Source organism: Rhodopseudomonas sp. P2A-2r, from assembly GCF_026015985.1.
In the GTDB taxonomy this organism is placed as follows: Bacteria; Pseudomonadota; Alphaproteobacteria; order Rhizobiales; family Xanthobacteraceae; genus Tardiphaga.
Genome location: NZ_CP110389.1, coordinates 731,044 through 751,906 on the forward strand (window position 1 = coordinate 731,044; position 20,863 = coordinate 751,906).

Annotated in this window: 17 protein-coding genes; 9 read left to right on the forward strand and 8 right to left on the reverse strand. The window is 61.1% G+C overall.

The annotated features are described in order from the left end of the window. Positions 1-11: 11 nt before the first annotated feature. The 5 genes from ONR75_RS03415 to ONR75_RS03435 all read left to right on the forward strand — a co-directional run bounded on the left by ONR75_RS03415 (position 12) and on the right by ONR75_RS03435 (position 4,955). Complete coding sequence (locus tag ONR75_RS03415; protein ID WP_265081387.1) at positions 12-1,325, forward strand: aminotransferase class III-fold pyridoxal phosphate-dependent enzyme; 1,314 nt, start codon at positions 12-14, stop codon at positions 1,323-1,325. A gap of 20 nt (positions 1,326-1,345) precedes the next feature. Next, the gene (locus ONR75_RS03420; protein WP_265081388.1) at positions 1,346-1,711 is read left to right on the forward strand and encodes a nuclear transport factor 2 family protein; all 366 of its coding nucleotides are present in this window, start codon (positions 1,346-1,348) and stop codon (positions 1,709-1,711) included. A gap of 144 nt (positions 1,712-1,855) precedes the next feature. Continuing rightward, positions 1,856-3,391, forward strand: coding sequence for a long-chain-fatty-acid--CoA ligase (locus tag ONR75_RS03425; protein WP_265083520.1), 1,536 nt, complete (start codon positions 1,856-1,858; stop codon positions 3,389-3,391). Beyond that, positions 3,379-3,810 carry a Zn-ribbon domain-containing OB-fold protein gene (locus ONR75_RS03430; RefSeq protein WP_265081389.1) on the forward strand — a complete coding sequence of 144 codons (432 nt, stop codon included), beginning with the start codon at positions 3,379-3,381 and terminating at the stop codon, positions 3,808-3,810. The genes ONR75_RS03425 and ONR75_RS03430 overlap by 13 nt, the downstream gene beginning before the upstream one ends. Continuing rightward, positions 3,807-4,955: an acetyl-CoA acetyltransferase gene (locus ONR75_RS03435; protein WP_265081390.1), complete on the forward strand. Its 1,149-nt coding sequence runs from the start codon at positions 3,807-3,809 to the stop codon at positions 4,953-4,955. Before ONR75_RS03430 ends, ONR75_RS03435 begins: the two co-directional genes overlap by 4 nt. Before the next feature lie 560 nt (positions 4,956-5,515). On the opposite strand, the gene ONR75_RS03440 is transcribed toward ONR75_RS03435, so the two are convergent. The 3 genes from ONR75_RS03440 to ONR75_RS03450 are packed head-to-tail and all read right to left on the reverse strand — an operon-like array spanning position 5,516 to position 8,894. Further along, positions 5,516-6,436 (reverse strand): plasmid partitioning protein RepB C-terminal domain-containing protein, encoded by a 921-nt coding sequence (locus ONR75_RS03440; RefSeq protein ID WP_265081391.1) that lies wholly within the window; start codon positions 6,434-6,436, stop codon positions 5,516-5,518. Further along, entirely contained in the window at positions 6,433-7,347 is a 915-nt protein-coding gene (locus ONR75_RS03445) for a plasmid partitioning protein RepB C-terminal domain-containing protein (RefSeq protein ID WP_265081392.1), read from the reverse strand. Before ONR75_RS03445 ends, ONR75_RS03440 begins: the two co-directional genes overlap by 4 nt. Next, positions 7,344-8,894 (reverse strand): recombinase family protein, encoded by a 1,551-nt coding sequence (locus tag ONR75_RS03450; protein WP_320109687.1) that lies wholly within the window; start codon positions 8,892-8,894, stop codon positions 7,344-7,346. The genes ONR75_RS03445 and ONR75_RS03450 overlap by 4 nt, the downstream gene beginning before the upstream one ends. A 109-nt stretch (positions 8,895-9,003) precedes the next feature. Between ONR75_RS03450 and ONR75_RS03455 the strand changes: the two genes are divergently transcribed. Then, positions 9,004-9,372, forward strand: a complete 369-nt coding sequence (locus ONR75_RS03455; protein ID WP_265081393.1) for a hypothetical protein — start codon at positions 9,004-9,006, stop codon at positions 9,370-9,372. A 382-nt stretch (positions 9,373-9,754) separates the two neighbouring features. Here ONR75_RS03455 and ONR75_RS03460 read toward each other — a convergent pair whose 3' ends face one another. Next, positions 9,755-10,231, reverse strand: coding sequence for a hypothetical protein (locus ONR75_RS03460; protein WP_265081394.1), 477 nt, complete (start codon positions 10,229-10,231; stop codon positions 9,755-9,757). A gap of 48 nt (positions 10,232-10,279) precedes the next feature. After that, on the reverse strand, positions 10,280-11,656 hold the full coding sequence (locus ONR75_RS03465) for a caspase family protein (RefSeq protein WP_413776432.1): 1,377 nt from the start codon (positions 11,654-11,656) through the stop codon (positions 10,280-10,282). A gap of 1,553 nt (positions 11,657-13,209) precedes the next feature. On the opposite strand from ONR75_RS03465, the gene ONR75_RS03470 reads away from it, so the two are divergent. Then, the gene (locus ONR75_RS03470) at positions 13,210-13,647 is read left to right on the forward strand and encodes a hypothetical protein (protein WP_265081395.1); all 438 of its coding nucleotides are present in this window, start codon (positions 13,210-13,212) and stop codon (positions 13,645-13,647) included. 292 nt (positions 13,648-13,939) lie between these two features. Here the strand turns inward: ONR75_RS03470 and ONR75_RS03475 are convergent, their stop codons facing one another. Together ONR75_RS03475 and ONR75_RS03480 are read right to left on the reverse strand one after the other, a co-directional pair. Next, the gene (locus ONR75_RS03475; protein ID WP_265081396.1) at positions 13,940-15,544 is read right to left on the reverse strand and encodes a helix-turn-helix domain-containing protein; all 1,605 of its coding nucleotides are present in this window, start codon (positions 15,542-15,544) and stop codon (positions 13,940-13,942) included. 485 nt (positions 15,545-16,029) lie between these two features. Next, the gene (locus ONR75_RS03480; RefSeq protein ID WP_265081397.1) at positions 16,030-16,317 is read right to left on the reverse strand and encodes a hypothetical protein; all 288 of its coding nucleotides are present in this window, start codon (positions 16,315-16,317) and stop codon (positions 16,030-16,032) included. A 189-nt stretch (positions 16,318-16,506) separates the two neighbouring features. On the opposite strand from ONR75_RS03480, the gene ONR75_RS03485 reads away from it, so the two are divergent. After that, on the forward strand, positions 16,507-17,079 hold the full coding sequence (locus ONR75_RS03485; RefSeq protein WP_265081398.1) for a hypothetical protein: 573 nt from the start codon (positions 16,507-16,509) through the stop codon (positions 17,077-17,079). 59 nt (positions 17,080-17,138) lie between these two features. Then, positions 17,139-19,448: an autotransporter outer membrane beta-barrel domain-containing protein gene (locus ONR75_RS03490; RefSeq protein WP_265081399.1), complete on the forward strand. Its 2,310-nt coding sequence runs from the start codon at positions 17,139-17,141 to the stop codon at positions 19,446-19,448. A 413-nt stretch (positions 19,449-19,861) separates the two neighbouring features. On the opposite strand, the gene ONR75_RS03495 is transcribed toward ONR75_RS03490, so the two are convergent. Next, positions 19,862-20,749 (reverse strand): LysR family transcriptional regulator, encoded by an 888-nt coding sequence (locus tag ONR75_RS03495; RefSeq protein ID WP_265081400.1) that lies wholly within the window; start codon positions 20,747-20,749, stop codon positions 19,862-19,864. Between the last annotated feature and the right edge of the window lie 114 nt (positions 20,750-20,863).

Sequence of the window (20,863 nt, forward strand, 5' to 3'; positions counted from 1 at the left end):
AAAGAGATTCGATGAGTAGACTTCTTCGGACAGGCCTGAATGCCGGCGACAGCGCGCCTTTGACCGTGATCGGCGGCGCAGGCGTGTACTTTCATCTGCAGGACGGCCGGAAGCTGATAGACGGCAGCAACACCGGCGGCGGGCTTGGCCATCGCCACCCCCGAATGGTCGAGGCGATCCGCAAGGCGGCTGATACGCCGATGGTCAACGAAGGCTGGACCTGGATCGGCCGCGAGGACGCCGCGGAGGATCTGATCCGCACGGCCTTCGCCGGGGAAGAAGATTGGGTCGGCGGTGTCCGCTTCTGCATCAGCGGAAGCGAGGCCAACGACATGGCGCTGTCGCTGTGCCAGGCGCTGACGCAGAAATCTGCCCTGGCGACGCGTGAGCGAGCCTATCACGGCCTGGTCGGCCTGTCGCGGAGCATGACGGTGCAGCCGCACTGGCATGGCGGACTGGCCGTGCATGCTGGCGGTTCGCAACTGCCGCCGTCGATGGCTGAGGTCCGGATCTTACCCGCGCCCGATGGCGCCATCTATGGCGCGCCATCGGACAACCGGCCCGTCAAGGAACAGCTTTCCGAGGCTGCCGCGACCTTGCAGCACACTGCCGCAACCATCATCGACTACACCCAGGGCGGCAACTATTATGACGGCGAGTATCAGGACGAGGTGGCGCGCCATGCCGCCGAGGCAGGCTCATACTGGATCGCCGACGAAGTTGTCACCGGCGCTGGCCGCGCCGGCCGCTGGTTCGCGTTTCAGGGCGCACAAAGCCGGCCGGATATCGTCACCATGGGCAAGTCGCTCGGCGGCGGTGCGGCTGCCGTTGCTGCGATCGTGGTATCCAAGAAGATCGTCGAGCAGCTGAAGGGCAAAAGCTGGCAGAACTATGGAACGTTGCGCGGCCATCCGATCAGTATGGCCGCGGTCAGTGCCTATCTCGCCACGGTGACGGAGGAGGGCATCCTGGCCCACGTGAAAAATCTCGAGGCGTTCTATGCCAAGCGTCTGCTCGACATCGCGCGAAAGCATGCCAGCGTGAAACGAGTCGCAGGGCAGGGCCTGCACTGGACCGTCGAACTGCACGGCCCCGACTGGCGCAACTGGACCGCCGACACCACGGAAAATCCCATCGCCTCGCGTGTCGCAGCACGCGCGATGGACGCCGGTGCGGTGATCGGCACCAGCGGCGAACAGACCTCGTTGTTCATCGCACCGCCGCTGATCATTTCGGAAGCCGAGTCCGCGGCCTTGCTGGATGCCCTCGATCACGGCCTGCAGCTTGCCGACGAAGAATTCTCGCGCTCCGCCGCGTCCCGCTGATCCATCACTGAAAGAACGCCATGTCCGACGAAACCGAACTCCGCGCCGTCATCGCCGATTATTTCGAGGCGCTGTATCACGGCGATGTCGCCAAATTCCGGCAGGTGCTGCACCCGCTGGTGCGATTGACCTCGGCCACCGATGGCGTGCTGGTGAATCTCGACCTCGAGACCTACATGGGCATGGTTGCGGGCCGGCCGTCGCCGGCGTCGCGCAACGATCCCCGCGATGAAGGCATTTTGAGCATCGCGGTGTCGTCGCCGACAACCGCCCATGCCCGGCTCAAGGACATTTATGTCCCGAAGCGCTTCGTCAACGAAATCACCTTCGTCAGGATCGACGGCCGCTGGCAGGTCATTGCGAAAGTCTGGCATTTCAGCCTGTAGGGACGGCGTGCATGGCCGGGAGGTTCGCATGACCGATCTGTCGCCGTTCTGGCTCGCCGGTGAACCCCGCGAACTCGCGCTGCCGGAAGGGGGCTTTATGATGCTCTGGCCCGCGCCGCGTGGGACCGGCCCGACCATCCCGCCATAACCTTCTACGGCGCGACCCTGAGCTACGGCGCACTGCTCGCGCAGGTCAATGCTATGGCCGGTTATCTGCAGAACGTCTGCGGTGTCGCGAAGGGCGACCGCGTGCTGGTCGCACTGCAAAATTCGCCCCAATATGTCATCGCCTATTATGCGGTCATGCGTGCCGACGCTGTGGTGGTCCCGGTCAATCCCATGAACAAGACCGCCGAGGTCAGGTACATCGCTGGCGATAGCGGTGCCAGGGCAGCCATCATCGGCAGCGAGATGATCGACGTGTTCGCACCTTTGCTCGGCGAGATCGACAACTTCATTGTCGGGCACTATCGCGACTATGTGCCGGCCGATACCGCCTATGCGTTGCCGGCCTGCGTGACGCAGGAGGCGCAATGTCCAACTGCGCCGGGCTGGCATTTCTGGAGCGTTGCGCTCGCGGCCGGCGCCCATCCGGGCGCCATGACCGCCACGCCCGACGATCTTTGCATCCTGCCTTACACTTCCGGCACCACCGGCAAGCCCAAAGCCTGCGTGCACATTCATCGCAGCGTGCTGTTCACCGCGGTGGTGCAGGCGCGCTGGTACGGCATGGGGCCTGACGATGTGATGACCGGCTTCCAGCCGTTTTTTCATGTGGCGGGCATGCAGGGATCCATGAACGCGGCGATCATTGCCGGGGCGACTCTCGTGATCATGGCGCGCTGGAATCGCGATCTAATCCCCGACCTGTTCGAGGCCTATGGCGTGACGTTCTGGAACGCGGCGCCGACGATGATCGTCGATGTGCTGGCAAGCCCGCACTTCCGCGACGCCAGCTTTGCAAGACTCAAGGTCATCACCGGCGGCGGCGCGGCGATGCCGGTGGCGGTGGCCGAGCGGCTGAAAACCCGCTTCGATCTCGAATTCGTCGAGGGCTACGGCATGACTGAGACCATGTCGCCGACCCACATCAACCCGATGTCGGCGCCGAAGCGGCAGTGCCTAGGCATCGCGATCCACGAGACGGACGCACGAGTGATCGATCCGGAGACGCTGGCCGAGCTTGACCGTGATGAGACCGGCGAGATCGTCGTCAACGGCCCGCAGGTCTTGCAGAATTACTGGAACAGCACTGACGCCAACGCGTCATCGTTCGTCGAACTCGAAGGGAAGCGCTTTCTCCGCACCGGCGATCTCGGCTACCGTGACCGCGACGGCTACTTCTTCGCCGTCGACCGGCTTAAGCGGATGATCAATGTCTCCGGCTTCAAGGTCTGGCCCGCAGAAGTCGAAACCATGATGTACGGCCATCCGGCGATCCGGGAATGCTGCATCATCTCCACGCCTGACAGCTACCGCGGTGAGGCAGTGAAGGCGCTGGTTGTTTTGCATGATGTGGCAAAAGCTGCCACATCGCCTGACGATATCGTCGCCTGGGCCCGCGATACCATGGCCAACTACAAGGCGCCACGCTCGGTGGTGCTGGTGGACAGCCTGCCACGCTCCGCAAGCAATAAGATCAGCTGGCGCCTGCTGCAGGACGCCGAATGGAACGCATGATGGACAAGGCAGCGACGCCTCTCGGCCCGGAAGGCCAGTTCTGGGCGCATCTGCGCGAAGGCCGTTTGATGATCCAGCGGTCGCGCTCATCTGGCGCTTATGTCTTTTACCCCCGCCTGATTGCGCCTCACACTGGCGCTGACGATCTTCAATTCGTCGAGGTTAGCGGTGTGGGCACCATCTATTCAACCACGACCATCCGTCGGCCTGCCAAGCACGGCGGCGATCACAACGTCTGCGTCGTCGATATGGACGAAGGCTTTCGCATGCTCAGCCGGATCATCGATTGCCCGCCCGATGCCGTGCGTATCGGCATGCGCGTGCAAGCCGCCATTGAAAAAGTCGACTTTGGCATCCATGCCAACAGCGAGCAGCCGATTATCGTATTCCGCGTCCTCACCGAGGGAGCAGGCCAATGACCGCATCATCCCTGCGCGGCAAGAGCGCCATCGTCGGTGTCGGCCATTTTGGTTTGAGCCGCTCGCCCAGCATGTCGCCGATGGACCTCATCGCCGGCGCCACCGCCAAGGCGCTGGCCGATGCCGGATTGAAACTGCAGGACATCGACGGCGTCTGCGGGGGAACGTTGTATCACATGTTTCCGACACTCTCGATTTCGGAATATCTCGGCATCCGGCCGCTATGGGCGGATTCCGATTCCACCGGCGGCTCGTCGTTCCTTTCACAACTGTTGCAGGCCGCCATGGCCATCGAGGCCGGGCTCTGTACCACGGTGCTGATCGCCTATGGCTCGAACCTGAAGCAGGCCGGCAATTTCGGCCTCAACGAACTGCCGAAATTCGAGACGGTCTACGGCATGACATCGCCGCTGCCGGGCTATGCCATGTGCGCCGCGCGGCACATGCACGAATTCGGCACCACGCGCGAGCAGATGGCCGAAGTCGCCGTGGCGGCACGGCAATGGGCGATGCTGCATCCCGACGCAACGATGCGGACGCCGCTGACCATCGACGACGTGCTGGCGTCGCCGCTGGTCGCTGATCCCCTCTCGCGGCTGGACTGCTGCCTGATGACCGATGGCGGCGCGGCCGTCATCGTTACCAGCGCCGAACGGGCGTGCGACCTCACGCAGCCGCCGGTATTTTTCCTCGGCGGCGCTGGCGCGACCTGGAGCCGCGAGGTCTCGCAGATTCCCGATTTCTGCACCACGCCTACTGCGGACAGCGCGCCGCGCGCGCTGCAGATGGCCGGTGTTTCCCTTGCGGATGTCGATGTCGTGCAGCTCTATGACGCCTTCACCATCAACACGATCATGTTTCTGGAGGACATGGGTTTTTGCAGGAAGGGCGAAGGCGGCGCCTTCGTCTCCGGCGGCCGCCTCGCGCCGGGCGGCGAATTGCCGGTCAACACTAATGGCGGCGGATTGTCATTCGCCCATCCCGGCATGTACGGGCTGTTCACGATCATCGAGGCAGCCGAGCAATTGCGCGGCAGCGCCGGTGCGCGGCAGGTTGCCGGCGCGGAGATCGCTATTGCCCATGGCAACGGCTGCACCTTCTCACACCAGTTCACGGCTATTCTGGGCTCTGCAAAAACGCTCTGATGTCCTGCCGTCCGCGAGAGTCCCGCGCCGCGTTAAGGAAGCCTGATCGTTAGCCCGAGAAGCCGGCGCATATGTTCATCAAACGCTCCATCTGGGCTATTCCAAACGACATGGAGCAACCTTGTCAGGTGCCGAGCCTACTAGAATCCGCGGGATGTATTTAGTCGGTGACAGTCAATCCGGTCGTGTTATCTTATGTGACATAATCGACTGCTTCTGGCGCAAAGCGTCTCTCGAGGCTATTTCGAAATTGTGTTACGCGATAGCTCTTGATTGATGATGCTGAACGTTCACGCTGGCGCTAAGCACCGCGACCTCCCTTTTGCGGGGCGGACGCGGTAGTGGATCGCTCCCAGTCCGGTGGGAAAATGGAACGTCGTTTCTAGCAGACCTGACGTAGGAGCCGCAACGCTTGAGCGTCTTGAGCATCGGACTGGTAAGGGTGTTTCGATAGGAGAATTCTGAGATCGAATAGGGAAGCGTTATAGATTGCGCCACATCGGCGGCTATATCGCCAAGAAACGGGCAGCGAAATTCCATAACATCTCATCCGCGAATCGCTACGCCGCCTCGCTTGGCAGCGTTGACGTGAGGTCTGCGATCTTGCGAAATTCGCCCAGCACCTCCGGCTGGTGCTGCGCCAGATAGCGCGCGATGCGCTCGTTGCCGATCAGTTTGCCGAGATATCCCTTGGCAACCGTCAGATGCAAATGGTCCTGGCCATAGCTGTCCTGGATCGAGCTGATCGACTCCTGAAGACGTGCCAATTCCCGCTCCATGCGCTCGATCGCCTCGGCCGTCATGCCTTTCAGCCGTTTTGGCGTCTGCGCGTCGACAAGTTCTGATTGTGGTGTAGCCGTCAAAATCACCGAGGCGTAACTGACCGCGTAATTGTTGGCATTGATCATCAGCTCTGCGGCCTCGATCTGTCGGAAAGGGCGCATCTTGCGAAGAATGTCGAAGACGGCCATCGGACAAAATTTGTCCTTCAGCAATCCGGTGACCTCGCCACAGATGCCGTCGAGCATCCGCATTTTTCGGGCAATGCTGCGGACGTTGATGTCCAGCGCGCGGGCGATCTTGTCCTTGGGCACCTTGCGTTCGATCGCTTTGGCGATCATGCGCTGCTCCTGGATCGGCGACAGCCGGTTGATCCGCTTATTGTAGGTGAAGGCTTCGTCGTCCCGCGAGATCAAGCATTCTACCTCAGCAATGCCGAGATCGCGAAGTATCTCGACGCGGAGATGGCCGTCGAGCAGGAGATAGCTGTTCGGATTGCGGGTGTCCGGGGTGACAACTGGCGGTTCGACCAGTCCGATCTCGCGGATCGACGCTGCGATCTGCTTGTACTTGTGGCTGACCTTGACGGTCTTTCCGATCGCCCGGACCGGCAACAGGGCGGCAAGTGGGATCGTCCGGCAGTCCGCGTCAAACCCTTGCGCGACGGCATCAATGGGTCCGGGTTCAGCATAGGTGATCATGCAGCAGGCCCCGCCAACAGCCGTTCCTGCAAGAACGCCGGCATGGAGTCGAGCTTTTGCGCCCGCAGCAAGGTGGTGAAATTGCCGTCGCCGCGCAGCGAGCGGATCGCCTCGACGACAAACAGCAAGCGCTGCTGGGTGACCTCAGCCTTCTTGACCAGCAGTTTCTGGCGATCCGCCTCCTGCCGATAGACCCGAACGATCGATTCACTGGTCAGCGGGCGCTTCGATTTATCGCGGCGGCCAAAGTGGCTGTCGTGAATGTGCTTGCCGCGCCGTTGCCGCTGCTCGATCAGCCGCCGCACCGCGACCAGCTTGCGGCCGCGCAGCTTCTTCTCGGCATAGGCCTGGGTCAACGCATGCTGCACTTCCTCGTCGCTGGATTTGGCGATCTCGATCGCCATGTTGAGCGGCAAAGTGCCGTTTTCGACGGCCGCCACCAGCCGCTCCTCGCCATTCTCCAACAGCTTGGCAATCGAATGGACATATTCTGCCGTAACCCCGATCTTGGCGGCAATCTCACGGTCGGTGTAGCCACGCCCGCGCAACGTGCTGATGTCTTCCAGAAGGTCGACGGCGCGGTGCTGCTTCCTGGCGCAATTTTCGACCAGGCTCATGACCAGGCAGTCGCTTTCGTCGGCTTCGGTGACGATTGCGGGTATTTCGGATTGACCGAGTTGAATGAAGGCTTCAAGGCGTCCCTGCCCACACACCAGATCATAGCTTGCATGGTCTGTTTCAGACCTGCGCGGACTGACCGTGATCGGGCGTTTCAACCCGACATTGGCAATACTGCGGACAATTTCCTGAAAGTTGCGGCGATTACGGGCGCGTGGATTGAGCATCCGTATTTGGTCGATCGGAATATTCTGGACATGCTTGCCGGTTGGGATAGGCGCGGATGTGGTCATGCGACGTCCTCCAGGAAGTTGGTGCGGGATGCCAGAAAGTAGAAGAAATCGAGGGATTCGAAGCGATAAGCATCTAGTGCCAGCGCATTGTCCTCCTGCAGGCGCAGCTGCTGGGTGTTGAGATCGATGCTTGGAAATAAATAGTAATCGTGTGGGGCCTCATTGGCGGGATTCATGCGCACCGCGACGGTCACGTCAGGAACGAGACCGGTGTCGAACCGCAGGCGCCAGCGCAAGGCGCCACGTTGGGTCTGGAAGGACCGTGCGATGATCAGCGAGGCAGTGAACTCGTCATTGATGGTCAGGAGATCCGTTACCTCGTCGAATATGACCCCGGCACCGGCCGCTCTCAATCCAACGGTGATGTCAGCCAAAAGCTTGGGATAGGACTGTCGGATCGAGCGGTTGATCTCGATATAGCTGTAATCGCGATCCGGTTCGTAACCAATCAGCTCATAAGCGCGCGTCAGGCTGCCAAAGCGGTACCGGTAGGTGCTCGACGATGGCATGTTGTCGCGCTCGTCGATGACCAGCCCCGACAAGGAACCTTCTTCAGTTAACACCGACCGAAGCAATGCCAGTAGTTCTTCGTCGGAAAAATAGTGGCTGCGCTGATCGATGATGGAGCGGGCACGCTCAAACAGCGCGACATCGACGACCGATGGAAAGGCCCCCTCGGCGCGGACCCAGGTGTCGGGGTGGTTCACCACGCGCCGCTGTTTAAGCTTGAAGGAAACTCGGTTGAAGACGTTGTTGCCAATGTATTTTTCGTTGGTCAGGACTTCGTGGATCGAGGCCCTCGTCCAAGGCCTGCCGCGGTCAGTTGAGATCCCCTCTTGGTTGAGAAGATTGGCGATTTCGCGCTCGGGCAAAGCATCGTCGACGAACAGAGAATAAATCCGATTGACCTGCTCGACTTCCTCAGATGGGCCGAGCGTCAGCACCACCCGGTCTGTCTGCAAACTCTTGCGATCTCCGGCCGCGAGTTCTCCTTTCGGCGTGCGGCTCTCGTCGATCAGTAGCCGTCTCAATCCAAACCCAGCCGGGCCGCCCTGGCGAAAGCCGTGTTCGACCAGTCGGCATTGGCCCGCAAAGACTTTAACGGAGAGCTCGCGGCTGTACTCGCCAGCCATCACGCGCTTCACGTTCTTCAGCAGAATGGACCCGATACTTCCGTCGTTATCGAATTGCTCTCCGCAATAGTGGACCCGGATGCCCGCACGGGAACAGAGATGTTCGTGGTAAGCGCCTTCGTCGGCATCCTGGAACCGCCCCCATCTGCTTACGTCGTAGACAAGTATCGCTTCAAATGTTGCCTGTTTTGACTGCACATCCCGCATCAGGTGTTGCAGGCCTTCTCTGCCATCAATGCGAAGTCCGCTTCGGCCGGAATCTTCGTAGATGTGAATGATTTCGAAACCACGTTGCTCAGCATATCGACGAGATCGTCTCGAGTTGATTTTCCGTCGAGTACTTTTGGTGGTCAGTTGACATCCTGACGTAGGCGGCGGCCGGCGACAGCCTGTCCGTCGGGCTTGTGCTGACAACAGAGCGGTTGGTTCGCCTGATCAAAGGGCACCTGTACTGCTATTTGCTGTGCCTCCCCCGACGGCACCTTCCTTTCGCTAGTACGATGATAAGCAAGCAGGCTCTGGAATGTCGTTTCCAAAAAAGGGCAAGTTCTTTCCGGGGCCATCTGATGTTAGCGTGCCGCCGCGCGGTACGACTTTTGCGCAGGAAATAGCAGCGGCGCTGACAAAGGCTACCGCCGAGCATGGCATTCACGTGAAAACCGTTGCCGGTTGGACCGGGGCCAACGAACGAACGGTGAAAAATTGGTTTGCAGGGACCTATGGCCCGAGTGGCGAGCATCTGTTGATCTTAGCCCGACATTGCGACGAGGTTCTGGACACGATGATCGTGATTATGGATCGACGGGAGCTGATGGTCGGACATAAGATATCCGACATGGAGCGGCGCATCCGAGAGCTTGCAGAGGCCCTTCGGCGTTTGACACCGGAATAGGGGCTCGAACCCTACATTGGCAGCCAAGGCGGCCTTCCGCTCGGCTTTCGGGGCCGACCCGGGGTGCACCGGAACGAAGCCTTTCTGGCCGGCAGGGGCCCGCCTGGGGCCATCACAAGGAAGCTAAGTGTCAGGCCGGCATCCCGTGATGGCCTAGCGCCGCTCATCAGAAAATTGTCGCCGTCCAACACCTGCCATTGAAAGCTCCCAGCGATTTGTGCGGAACGACGGCGACTGCAAGCATACTGCCTTAAGATGCAAAAGCGCCAATGACCACGTGATTGGTCAAGATGCGGGCAGGCTGATCAAAGCAGCATGGTCGGATCGGCTGCCTATTCCGGCATGACAGGCCGCCACAGCCTGCGGGGTACGCGTTGGGCGGTTACTGCCTGGTTGCGACCCAGCGCCCTGCGCATCCATCTGACCGCTGAAAACTTCCCGATCCGGCACGGCCGGAGAGGCGGCCCTGGCTGGTAACGCGAATGCCGCTGTAGTTTCCGCTTCCGCTCACTGCGCCGTTGGCGCTCACCGCAGCGCTGCCGCTGCCGTTTCTGCCCATCATCCTTCCGTTAGTGACGACGAATTCTTCTGTGAGCGTATCTGAACAGCCGGAGGTGCCTGCGCTCGATATCGACCACACGCCGTCGAATTTTCCACCGCTGCCAACGCTGTCGCCACGATCACGTGGCGCGGCCTGACTGCGACGCGCGCGGCGTTCGGAGCGTTCGCGGCGGGCAGGGGCCGCCGATCGCGGTTCCGGGGATGAACCAGATAACGTCTTGTTGTCATTGCCAAGGCTGCCGCCGGTGGCACCCTGGGCAAAGGCCGCGCCAGACAGAAGCAGTGCCGCGCAGATCATCAGTCCGGATCGAAGGCACATGTCAAAATACTCTCCAAAATGGCTCAGTTACAACTTCGCGTCGGGACCATTGACGGTGTTGGCGCAGATTGCGCCGACGACCGGACAGGATTTGCCAGTCTTGCTGCATTGATCGATAGCGGCATCGCGCGCTTGCGCCAGCGTCGGGCGCTGCACCAGCGACCAGTTGCCGCCCATTGCCGCGAAGGCGCCACAACTGGTGCCAAAAAACGACAGTTCGAGCGGGCAGGCGGCCGTGCCGCATTTGGCGCGCGCCTTGGCGACTGCCGACTTGCGCGACGGCTGGTCCCACGACATGCCCCACTTCTTGTCCTTGACGTCAAACACGATCGAGCCCCATGGCTTTTCGTCCCTGGTCGAGCGCAGTCGTTGCAGCAGGCCTTCGGTCGCCTCGCCGGTGGGCGGTAGGTTGCCTTTGAGCTGGAAATCACGGATCGCCACTGCGATACCATTCTTGCTGTTGAGTGGCGCAGGATCGAAATTCAGCTCGTAAAGTCGATCACTGATCTCGGTCAGCTTGATGGGGTCGGTGACCGGCAGGCGATCGAAATCGATACGGGCCGCGTCGGGCAGCCGCGCTTCCTGCACTGATTCCGGAATGATCAGCGGCACGGCGGGCGCCGGTGCGACGAAATAGAAGGTGCCGTCAATTGGTGAGGACGACACCCATGGCTGCTGCGAGCCGCCGGTGGCGCGCTTCACCGCAAGGCCGACCTGGTTGAAGGTCTGAAAAATATCGAGCCCGGACCGGCGCACCGTTGCCGCCAGCGCCTTGGTGTAGGGGCTGTTGCCATCGGTACCGTCCTGGGCAACGCTGCCGGGCTGGGTAGCGTAGGAGATAAGTGTGCCCTCCGGCGCGCGCATCTGGGCAAGGCCGCCTTCGGCCGCGCGCAGGCCGCGGGAACCGAACGGATTGTTACGGCAGGCATCGAGGATGACCATATTGAGACGGGTGCCAGAGCCCTGCATCTGCCGCAGCACCAGATTGACGTCGACCATCTGAAAGTCGACATCTGCCTCGCGCGACGGGTTGGCGTTGACCGGAACCAGATAATTAGCGCCGGAGACCTGCACGCCGTGGCCGGCATAATAAAACAGCGCGACGTCGGCGCCCTGGACCTGGCGGCCGAAATTTTGCACGGCGGCGTCCAGCGCAGCCTTGTCGAGATCAAGTTGCGCACCGTCACCGACCAGCGTGAAGCCGAGCGCGGTTAGCGTCTCGCCCATCAGCTTTGCATCGTTTTTGGGATTGTCGAGGCGGGTGATGCTCTGATAGGCGGCGTTGCCGACGATCAGCGCAATGCGCTTTTCGGCACGCGCAGCACCGGCTGTCGTCAAAAGTGCCGCCATCACCAGCGCGGCAATATGAGCCAGCGATCTCATGCAATGGACGAAATGGTCCATGGTCCTCACCTTGCAATGGGATCATCTTAGCCGGGATCGCGTGAAGCGCAAATGGAAGGAGACATTGTAGATCGTTGACTAGGGCGGCGCGCCCGAGCGTCATCCTGAACGATCTGGAACAGTCTGCCTCGGTAAATAGCGCGGCGTCAGGAAGCATTTAACAGCAGCCTATGCAACCACCTGCCTGTTATGTCTCGGCGAAAGGCGCTGCGATGGTCCTTGATCGACGCTGTTGTACCGCCCGACATGCGCATTTAATCGGAGAAGGTTCGACCCCAGATCCTCTCCCTCCGCCACGGCCGCTCCGCTTTCAATGCCGCCCGTGGCCAAAGTCGCCAAAAAGCCCAATAAATACAAACTCCCTCGTAGTGGTACCGTACGAGAGAACGGCCGATTTCTGAGATTTCAGGCTGGAGACGGCTTTTTTCCCAAAGCTTAGTACTGCGGCGGTTTGGTACGGTTTTCAAAGGCAGCCATCTAAGGTGTTTGCAGCTGCGATCTTGCTAACGGTTCGAATCCCTGTCGGGCAAGGGAGCACGCCACGCTCAGTTGGCAGTTTGAGCAATCACGGGCCACCAATGAAACGGATCAAATGACAACTCGGACCGGGCCAAAAGCTCAAGACTATTCGGTCGTCGCAGGCTCGATGGGCCCCCGCCGTGACTTTCGGATCAGTGTCGGATTACGAGAGGGGTGGGACGCCGAAGGCCGCGTCTTCGACGTTTCCGAAGCTGTCCGCACTGCTCATGCCTGGATGAGACGTCGCGTAGAGGCAGGCCAGCCCGCGCTTTCCGGTATGTTCACCCGTGCAGAAGTCGCTTACGCTTGGCCACGTCTCGACGGGTCGGTGGGCTCTGATCGCGAACCTATTGCGCTTTTTACCGGAGAGGCTGTGCACGCCTATCTGGGGCACTTATCCGACGATGCAATTGAGGCGATGTTAAACGAGCTCGCTGTTGAGCTGGGCGCTGCGCTTGGCCAAGAGCGCATGTATGTCACGTTTACTGATCGAACATGGATATTGGACGCTGGCGAACGTTCGAACTAGTACTGCGATTTGCGACGGTTTTGAAAGGCAGCCATTTTAGGTGCCTGCAGCTAAGGTCTTGCTGACGGTTCGAATCCCTGTCGGACGAGGGAGTGCCCCTAAGGCCAATTCCCCATATCGAAGTTCGAATCCTCTCGCCCCAGCCAGCCAGTCCGAGGGTTAGAGATTCTCCCGGTCAAACCGCAGAAAGGTCGCCAATGGCGGGCTTTTGCGTATTCGGAAAAGTCTCTCGCGGCGAAATTGACCGTGGGTACCGCGAATTCCCGAAAGTCTCCGGTGGACAGTTTCAAAATTCCCGTTTTGGAGAGATTGCGCTTGGAGACTCGGTTCGATCGCCACTGCGGCCCAAACTTGGCACTCAGTTTGAGCAAATTCTCCGGGTCTCGGCCACTTCGTTCGCGTCACCGATGTCCTCGGCGAGAAGTCACCAGACGTCGGCTTCCGTGCAGTCCAGCTCGAAGCGTCTCCGCTCTTTAATGATCCGGTGCAGGCCTCGGAAAAGCTCGTGACGGTCCGGGACTTTCGCACGAACCTGTGGGACCGGCCCAACTTCAGGGTTCGGCGCGTCAATGCCGAAGATCTCTCTCCAAGTCCGACGGGCGTTCGCCGCAATATAGCTTATCGACCGAAGAACAATAAGCTGGGCCGCGTGGCTGGCGAAATATTCGACGTGAAAATCAGGGACGGCAACGACCATCTTTCACTTCCGTATTGCGGACTTGTGACGTCCCGTGGTCGATCGTTCGCGGACAAGCAAAGCGTCGGGGCCCCTGTCATTTCAAAATCCGGTGCTTTATCCGGCTTTATCATGGGGCGTAGCGCCCATGAAAGTCTAATTCTCCCCGTCGACGAGCTGACGAAAGAGCGATCGCTCTCTTTCGGGACCTTCGGCGAAGATTGGCCCAAGGTCCGCATCGCGGACGAGAAGAATCGCGCCTCCTGAGGGACGCAACCGCAACGCTTTCCGATCTGTTGGGTAGCAGAAAGCCAGTCGAAGTAGCATTTGTGACTTCGCCCGCCATCTAGGCGGATCCGATAATATCGCATTGTTCTAGCCATCTGAATCCCAGCCGTTTTCGGATATGGTTTCGATGCATGTAGCAACCTGTGCGGGCAGATGTCATGCGCTCATGGCGGCAGACCGAGTAACCGCTAGTGCGACGCAGCATTTTGCCGCTTGAGATATGGTCCTACCTTGTTGTCATCAGTCGGAGGTCCGCCAATCGGAACCGCGGTCACGCATCGGCGATCAGGCCGGTGCCGGCCGGGACGATGGGCGGGATCGCCGATGCGCCGTGCAGGCGCAGTGCATGGGCGACCAGCCCGCGCATCACATTCGCGCGTGCTGTTCGTGCCATGAGATGACGCGCCGAGGTGAAATAGACGTATTCGAGCGCATTGCGGACGCCGACAGGACCAGCCGCGGTCAGCGCCTTCGTCACGTCCTCGGACAACGGCTGATCGGCGGCCGTCATGGTCATGCCCATCATCACGACGAGTGCGGGCGGGCTGTAGGGGATGTCGTAGGCGAAGGTGTTGGCGGCATCGAGCGCTGCGCGGTCGCCCGACGCCAGTAGCGTGATACATTTCAGCACGCGCATATGCAGCATGAAATCGGACGCCGGATCGGCCATCTCGATGCCGCGGTCGAACAGGATGACGGCTTCCTTGAAGTTGCCCCGCGCCTGCCGCAACTGACCCATCACGGGCAGCGCGGCGGCGAAGTCGGCCGTGCGTGCGAAGGCGCGTTCGGCGATATCTTCGGCCAGGTCGAGATGACCGCGATGAATGAAATACAGCAGCTTGGCGGCCGCCAGCATCAGCAGCGGATTGTTCTCGATGGCCGGCAAGCAATCCAGCACGGTGGCCTCGATCTCGCTCTCAAGCTCGTCGCGTTCCTCGCTGCTGACACCCGTGAAGGGACTGGCGAGAACCAGGCGCGCGAACAGATGCAGGCACCATTGCAGCGCGATGTCGGGATTGGCGGGATTTTGCGCACGCATGGCGCTCAGCTCCTGGCCCTTCTTGAGCCAGGCTGGATTGGACGACGACAGCAAAGTCGACGCCTTGCGCAGGCGGATGTCGAGCGGCTGGTCGGACGGTGTGCCGAGCCCCGCCGAGGCATGGGCCAGCGCGTTTCGCAGCTCCTTGATCGTGCCCTGCGAAACCCGCGTCGCTTCCGACGCAAAGGATGCGCTGTCGGCGAGATCGAGGCGGAACGCCCTGACGATGCGTTTCGACGGCATCTCGCGCAGTGTCGCCGTGCAATCGGGGCGATCGTCGGTGGTCTGAAAGCTCACCTGCAAGACATAGCGCAGCCCGCTTGAGACACTGTGGCGCCAGTCGTCGACGATGACGGTTTTCTGCGCGGGTGACATGCCGGCGGCGATTCCGTCGCGCAAGTGATCGAGCAGCGATAACGCCCGCGTGTCGATGCGGTCGCGTTGCTCGACAAAGGCCGGAACTACTGCGAGATAGGCATCGATCGGTCCCGACAGCGGTGACGCCATGATCGGCACCGCCGATGGTTCGGCGATCCAGACATAACCCTCGCCATATTGCGTGGCGATGTAGCGGGGCGACTTGGCGCTGTCGCCGAGTTTGGCGCGCAGACGGTTGACCAGGAAATCGATGTTGCGGTCGGAAGACTCGTTTTCCGGCGACGCGATCTCCTCGATCAGCCGGCTGCGCGACATCAACTGATGCGGGTTGCGCGAAAAGGCAAGCAACAGTGCCCGCTCGTTGCGGGTGAACTGGATAGTTTTGCTGCCTCGTCGCGCGAATAGGCAGGTCTCGTCCAGGATCAGCTCTCCGAACGAGAGGCCTTGCGCCTTGCTCATACCAAACTCCAGTCGCGCTTTTGGACCGGCACCGAAACCGGGCCTCGGTTTCGAACCGGGCGATTCTGCGCTTGTCCGCTTATACCTTATCCTGCCACCGTCAGGATGCGGTCCGTTGTCTTGCGCACCTTGGTTCCAGGTCGACACGAAGGCCGCCCGATTTTGCCGGCCGGCCTTCACTGCTCGCAAGCAAGGGAGGGCACGGCCCCTGAGCACACCCAGCACGATGGTGCCGACTAAGGCCATGGGCCGCATAGGGCGGCGACGATGCTCTGACTGACGAATTCGGTCATGGGAGGCGCATCTCTGTCGCGTGTTTCAGCGCAGGGCAATGTCGACGACGTCGAATCGAGGCCAGCGTCTCGCACGACATGTGCGGAACCGCGTATCGGCATTCTCACGCTTTTTCTCTGCCACACGCATCGCGTGTGGAATGTTGCGGCAATGTTATGAATTGTTCAGCAATTGTTAGAAAGCGTGCTCTTTCAGTTACTTACGAATTGTCTTTTGCCGCGCAACACTGATTTTTGGTTGTGAAGGTGCCCCGGTCCGGTGTTGAACTCCCATCCTGAGATGCGCCACGGCGTGGAAGTGACGGGGACGAACATGCAGTTTGGTCGTGGACAAGAGTGGATGCGCAGCGCTGCAGGCGCGGCTTTGGCGTTCGGGGTGTCGGTCTCGATGGCAACACTGGCGCAGGCCGCATGTACGCCGGCAGCCACCGCACCGACGCCTGCGCCGGGCACCACGGTGACTTGCGATTTGACGACCATCGATCAGAATCCTTCTTCGGGCTATGGCACCGGCATTCAAACGGGCATCACGATCGACGTCCTCAATGGCGCGACAGTGCAAGGAACGGGGGCGCCGGCCGCGGCATCTGGGTCGGAGATGCCACGATCCGCAACGGTGTTGGCGCTTCGATTCTAGGCGGGCTTAGCGGCATCAGTTCGTCCTCGAACGTGACGCTGACCAATCAAGCGGGCGCTAGCATTTCCGGTGGGACCAATGGCGTCGTTTCGACAGCCGGCGCCATCACGGTCGATAATGCAGGAAGCATCACCGCAACAAGTGGGGCCGCCATCGATGCCCTCATCGACATCACGGTGATCAACCGCGCTGGCGGTGTCATTTCCGGTGGGCCAAGCGCCATATTCGCACGCGGTGGCAACGTCACCCTCGACAATGCCGGGAGCATCACGAGCGCAGGTACGACCGTTTCCGCCTTCGATCGTGTGGCGCTGATCAACCGGGCCGGAGCAACCATCAGCGGCAGCATCATTGGAGCCAACGGTGTTGACGTGAATAATTCCGGACACATCGACATCCTCGGTGGCCCGAATCTGAAGGTGGTCAATACCGGGACGGGGTCGATTGGCAACATATTCGGCCTGGGGGCGCCGATATCGACAATTCCGGAACGGTGGCCGACATCAACACCGTCGGGACGAGCAGTGTGGTCAATCGCGCCGGCGGAAGCATGGGCAACGTTGTCGGGTATGGCAGTCTTGTCAATCACGCTGGCGGACACATAGCAGGCGTCGGTGCCGGGGACATGTCCGTCGATAATTTCGGGACGATTGGGACCATAACGGTGAGCGGCAACTCGCAAATCGTGAACAATGCGGGAGCAAGCATCGCCGGCTCGACGTTTGGTATTCAAGGGTTTTTCGGATTCCCTGCGTCGATCGTCAACGCTGGCACCATCAGCGGCACCACCGGTGCGATACGGGTGATGAACGGCGGCGACACAATCGCCAATCTCGCCGGCGGCAGCATCATTGGCGAGACCTTCGGCGTTCATGCCAATCTCGATGTGTCCATCATCAATTCCGGAAGGATTTCAGGTGCAGCAGCGGCGAGCTACGGCGTTTTCGCGGGCGGCGCGTTGCAACTGTTCAACAATGTTGGAGCCAGCATCAGCGGGTCAGTGTACGGAATTTTTGGAAGCGGTGGCGCATCGATCGTCAACTCCGGAAGCATTAGCGGCGGTACAGCCGCGATCTGGTTCGGCGCCGGCGGCAATACACTCACGCTGACGCCGGGCTCCGCCATCTCCGGCTATGTCGTCGGCTTCGGCGACACGTTGCAACTCGGCGGCATTGGCGCGGCGAATTTTGATATCTCGCAACTCGGCTTTGACCCCACACATAAATATTCTGGCTTCATCACTTTCAACAAGGTCGACAGCTCGCTGTGGACGCTGACCGGCGCCTCGACCTATGCCTACCCCGTCAATGTTAATGGCGGCACGCTCGCGGTGAACGGCAATCTCGCTTCCGCCAGCCTGCTCACCGTCAATCCCGGCGGCATCCTCGGCGGCTCTGGCATTGTCGGCGTCACTGCCATCAATGGCGGCACGCTGGCGCCCGGCAATTCCATCGGCACGCTGACCATCGCCAGCCTGACCATGACGGCGGCCTCGACCTATCTGGTGCAGGTCGAAGGTGCCGCATCGGACAGGACGATCATCACCGGGACTGCCGCGATCGCCGGCAAGGTCAGTGTCGATCCGCTGGCGCGCCTCACATCGACCACGACCTATACGATCATCAATGCGGGCACCCTGACCGGCACATTCGACACCGTCTCCCTCACGAACAATTTCGGCCGCAATGCGCGGCTGAGCTATGCCGGCAACAACGTGCTGCTGACCCTCGATCCCGGCCTGTTGTCGCCGATCCTGCCGGGCAATGCCTCGGTCAATCACAGGAACGTGGCTGCCGGCATCGACAATGCGCTGGAGGGCGGGGCGGCCATGCCGGCGTCGTTCAATGGGTTGTTCCTGCTGGGCGGCAACAATCTGCTCAATGCGCTGACGCAGATCTCGGGCGAGACCTCAACCGGTTCGCAGCAGACCACCTTCGATGCCATGACCCAGTTCATGGGCGTGCTGTCCGATCCCTTCACCGCCGGTCGCGGTGGTCCTGCGCCGACGCCTCTCGCATTCGCCGAAGACGACGCGCTCGCTTATGCGCCGAACGGCCGCAAGCGCACCCGCACCGAACGTGACGTCTTTGCGATGTTCACCAAGGCGCCGCCGCGCGCCTATGAGGCGCGCTGGAACGTCTGGGCTGCCGGCTTCGGCGGGTCGCGCACCACCGATGGCAACACCGCCCTCGGCTCCAACCGCACCACCGGCAACATCGCGGCGGCTGCCGTCGGCGCCGACTACTGGTTCTCACCGTCCACCGTGGCCGGCTTCGCGCTGGCCGGTGGCGGCACCGGCTTCTCGGTTGCGGGTGGCGGCAGCGGCCAGTCCGACCTGTTCCAGGCCGGCGCCTTCGTTCGTCACAGCGTCGCGTCGTCCTATATCACCGCGACCGCGGCTTACGGCTGGCAGGACATCAGCACCGATCGCCTGATCACCGCGGTCGGCACCGAGCGACTGCGCGCGAACTTCAATGCCAATGCGTTTTCCGGCCGCATCGAAGCCGGCAATCGCTGGCTACTGCCGGAGCTCGGTGGCGTCGGCCTGACGCCTTACGCGGCCGTTCAGGTCACGGCTTTCGATCTGCCTGGCTATACGGAGACCTCGGCGAGCGGTGCCGGCGGGTTCGCTCTCACCTATGCCGGCAAGACCGTCACCGCGACCCGCACCGAACTAGGTCTGCGCGGCGACAAGTCGTGGGCCCTGGCGGAAGGGCTGCTCACGCTGCGCGGCCGCGCCGCCTGGGCGCACGACTACACAACCGACCGCAATGTCAGCGCCGTGTTCCAGTCGCTGCCCGGCTCGACCTTCATCGTCAACGGCGCCAGCGCCGCCCGCAACGCCGCGCTGACCTCGGCTTCGGCCGAAATGTCCCTCGCCGGCGGCTGGTCGGTGGCGGCCACCTTCGATGGCGAGTTCTCCGATGTCAGCCGCAGCTACGCCGGCAAGGGCGTCGTGCGGTATGCGTGGTAGCGCCGCGCGGCCCGCGTCGCGGCCACATTTCGATAAGTGTCAGCCTTCCCGATCTCATGCTCGCGAAACGCGGCATGATTTGGTGTTGAAAGCGCCGGAAAAGAGCCTTCTAGAGCGGAATGTCGGCCTCTTAGGAACACTTATTCTACGCTCAGCTAACGCGTCCTTTGCCGTCGATGAGCCATTCCATAACGTCTGATGAGCGAACGACCGGAGTTGGCGCGGAGCGGGCATTTGGTGAAGGGCCAAGTGCCATCTTCGGACATTGCGGCTGATGCGGAGTACGGGAGTTAGGCGCCACCTCTGATGCGCCTTCCTTATTGGCGGCGAATTCCAGCGGCCATCAGTAATATGAGGCATCGGGACAAATAGCCGACGGTCGGGTCTCATCCCGTCACTCTCATTTCGATCGGTCAGGCCAAAATGGATTTCACCAACTCGCGTTCTGCAAGAATGAAATCGAAGAACGCCGCAATACGCGGGACCTGACGGAGGTCAGGATGCGCCAGCAGGCGCCAGCTTCGAGACAGCTCCGGAATTGGGCCGAGCACGCGTACGAGATCGGGTTCGGCGTCGCCCAGGGACGCGGGGAGGGGCCCAAGGCCCAATCCCGACTTCACGGCATAGATAAGACCCAACACGCTGTTCGTGCGCGCCGACATCTTGACGTCCGGCGCCACGTTCCGCAGCCATACCGATGCGCGGTGCATGCTGAGCGTTTCATCGAAGCCGACAAGCTGATGATTTGGTAGGTCATTCACCGTCGTAGGCTGGCCGTGCTGTTCGACGTAACCCCGGCTCGCATAGACCGCCCAGATCGAATCCGCGACCTTGCGGCCGACAAGTTCGTCGTCGGTATCGCCGGACCGGAAGGCGACATCGGCCTCGCCCTTCGACAGATCGAGGTATCGGTCGCTCGTTACAAATTCAATCCGAAGCTTGGGATGGCGGGTCTGGAAGCGCTCGATGAGGGCGGATTTAGTCATGCGGCCGATGATCGGTTCTGGGCAAGTCACCCGGATCACACCGGTCAGGTCGTTGGCCTCATCGTTGACCCGCCGTTCGAAGTCGGTCACCGCGGCTTCGATGCGCTCGGCGTGGGGTAACAACTCCTCGCCGAATTTTGTCAGGCGATAGCCTGACGGGTGACGCTTCACCAGCGGCTGCCCGATCGCGCGCTCCAGTTCGACTAAGCGCCGCTGTACCGTCGATTGACTAAGCCCCAACGATTTCCCGGCGGCGATCGTGCTGTGGTGTCGGGCCACGGCGAGAAAATACTTCAAATCGTTCCAATCGAACATGGTGCGATTATGCACTTCTGCGGCGGGGGACCGCAATCCTGCGGCTTACGACGGTGGCATTGGACGTCTAGGCTTTTTATGAGGACGCCAACAGGCGTTCCCTGGCGGCCTAGA

Coding starts and splice junctions, on each gene's coding strand:
- ONR75_RS03475 (WP_265081396.1), bottom strand. CDS start 15,544: ATGAGCAAGGCGCAAGGCCTCTCGTTCGGAGAGCTGATCCTGGACGAG.
- ONR75_RS03480 (WP_265081397.1), bottom strand. CDS start 16,317: ATGGTCGTCAAATCGCAAGTCACCGTGGTGCCCGGCGCAGGCGTCGGT.
- ONR75_RS03465 (WP_413776432.1), bottom strand. CDS start 11,656: ATGGACCATTTCGTCCATTGCATGAGATCGCTGGCTCATATTGCCGCG.
- ONR75_RS03430 (WP_265081389.1), top strand. CDS start 3,379: ATGGAACGCATGATGGACAAGGCAGCGACGCCTCTCGGCCCGGAAGGC.
- ONR75_RS03445 (WP_265081392.1), bottom strand. CDS start 7,347: ATGACCACATCCGCGCCTATCCCAACCGGCAAGCATGTCCAGAATATT.
- ONR75_RS03495 (WP_265081400.1), bottom strand. CDS start 20,749: ATGTTCGATTGGAACGATTTGAAGTATTTTCTCGCCGTGGCCCGACAC.
- ONR75_RS03415 (WP_265081387.1), top strand. CDS start 12: ATGAGTAGACTTCTTCGGACAGGCCTGAATGCCGGCGACAGCGCGCCT.
- ONR75_RS03435 (WP_265081390.1), top strand. CDS start 3,807: ATGACCGCATCATCCCTGCGCGGCAAGAGCGCCATCGTCGGTGTCGGC.
- ONR75_RS03420 (WP_265081388.1), top strand. CDS start 1,346: ATGTCCGACGAAACCGAACTCCGCGCCGTCATCGCCGATTATTTCGAG.
- ONR75_RS03440 (WP_265081391.1), bottom strand. CDS start 6,436: ATGATCACCTATGCTGAACCCGGACCCATTGATGCCGTCGCGCAAGGG.
- ONR75_RS03455 (WP_265081393.1), top strand. CDS start 9,004: ATGTCGTTTCCAAAAAAGGGCAAGTTCTTTCCGGGGCCATCTGATGTT.
- ONR75_RS03460 (WP_265081394.1), bottom strand. CDS start 10,231: ATGATCTGCGCGGCACTGCTTCTGTCTGGCGCGGCCTTTGCCCAGGGT.